This is a genomic window from Roseomonas sp. TAS13 (assembly GCF_001950415.1).
Lineage (GTDB): Bacteria > Pseudomonadota > Alphaproteobacteria > Acetobacterales > Acetobacteraceae > Roseomonas > Roseomonas mucosa.
Genome location: NZ_BDLP01000625.1, coordinates 1 through 1,584, shown reverse-complemented (window position 1 = coordinate 1,584; position 1,584 = coordinate 1). Strand labels below are relative to the sequence as shown.

General features: G+C 74.9%; 1 protein-coding gene and 1 pseudogene. One reads left to right on the top strand and one right to left on the bottom strand.

The window, feature by feature from the left end; all coding sequences use genetic code 11:
• Positions 1 to 1,095, bottom strand: a pseudogene (locus ROTAS13_RS24320) (DUF3416 domain-containing protein); the annotation flags it as partial.
• A 253-nt stretch (positions 1,096 to 1,348) separates the two neighbouring features.
• Here ROTAS13_RS24320 and ROTAS13_RS24315 point away from each other — a divergent pair.
• The coding region (locus ROTAS13_RS24315) for a DMT family transporter (RefSeq protein WP_253187769.1) at positions 1,349 to 1,584 on the top strand (236 nt) is incomplete at its 3' end.

Here is a 1,584-nt window from a genome sequence, read left to right as displayed (position 1 = left end):
GCCGTCGAGGCGCAGCACCGCCGCCACCGGGGCGCCCGGTGCGGCGACGGAGCGGGTCTCGCCCCCGGCCATGGGCGCGAGGCGGCGGGCCAGGGCGGTCGCCTCGCGGAGCGCGGCGGAAAGGTCATAGGGCGCGTTGTCGCGCAGCCAGGCCCAGTCCCCGGCCCGGACATGGGCGGGGTCGAGTGGCGTGCGGGCGCCGGCTTCGAAGCCCATGGGCACCAGCAGCCCGTCGCCGAAGCCGGCCGCGAAGGCCAGGGCGCGGCGGGCGATGCGTTCGCGCAAGGCGGGGTCGTGCCGGTCCACCGCCACGCGGGTGCCGAAGGGGGCCTCCGGGAAGGCCAGGGGCGGGGCGATGACGGCGAGGGCGTCGCGCTCCTCGAAGAGCCAGGGGGAGCGGTAGTCCCACCAGGCGGCGGAGCTGGCGGTGGCGGCGAAGCCCAGCCCGGCGAGGCGCGGCAGGACGTCGCGGGGCAGGCCGGTGGTCCAGGCGATGAAGCGGGCGCCGGGGGCGGCGGCGATCAGGCGGCGCCAAGCCTCGGGCGGGATTTCCTCCGGTTCCTCGCAGCGGAAGCCCGACACGCCGGCCTGGGTCCAGAGGCGCAGGCGCTCCGCCCACCAAGTGGCGAGGCCTTCCTGCCGCAGGTCGCCGCGGACGGAGCCGCGCAGGGCGGGATCGGTGCGCGGATCGGGGCGCCGCCCGGCCGGATCGGCGAACCAGCCGGGATGCTGCGCGCGCAGGGTGCTGTCCTCGGCGACCCGTTCGGGAATGATGTCGAGGCAAAGGGCCAGCCCCTCCGCGCGGCAGGCGGCGGCGATGCGGGACAGCGCCTCGGTGCCGTCCTCCCCGGCCTCCAGCAGCGGGTGCGGGCGGTTGTGGTCGGAAACGTGAAACAGGTTGCCGGAGGCGCCGGTGGCGAAGACCGGCGGGATGGCCACGCCGCCAAAGCCCAGCCCGGCGATGCGGGCCAGTTCCGGCCCCCAGCCGCGCAGGGGGCCAAGCATCAGGGGGTGGAGGTAGTAGAGGGGCGGCATGGAGCGGCCGGCCAGGGCGACGTCATGCGAGGTCTCGGGGGAGGTCTCGTGGATGTTCATGGTCCTGGGCGCGTTCCGTTGGCCGGTCTCCGGGCTGTGGGCCCGGCGGCCGGTTCTGGCGGGAGGAGACGGTCATCGCAGCCCCCGAGGGAGTGGCCAAGCGAGCGGACTCGCAACTGGTCGTGATGCCCCCGGATGCCCCGACGGGAGTGCAACGCGAGGTGAGCGGATCGGTTGACCTCGCATGTCGCCGCCCTTCGCCGGGATCGGTCCGGCGGCCGCCGCGCCATCCGGCGCAGGAGAAGGAGCAGCCATGCCTTGGATTCTCTGGGGGTTGGCCCTGCTGGCCGGTGCGCTGAACACGGTCCAGTCCGGCACCAACGCGACGCTCAACAAGGTGCTGGGCCAGCCGGTCCTGGCCGCGCTGGCGGTCTATGCGGGCGGCGTCGCGGGGGCGCTGCTGGCCTCGCCCTTTCTCGGGCTGTCGTGGCGGGACCTGGGCGGGCTGTCTCTTGATCACATCTACGCACAGCTCCACCGTAAGGCGAA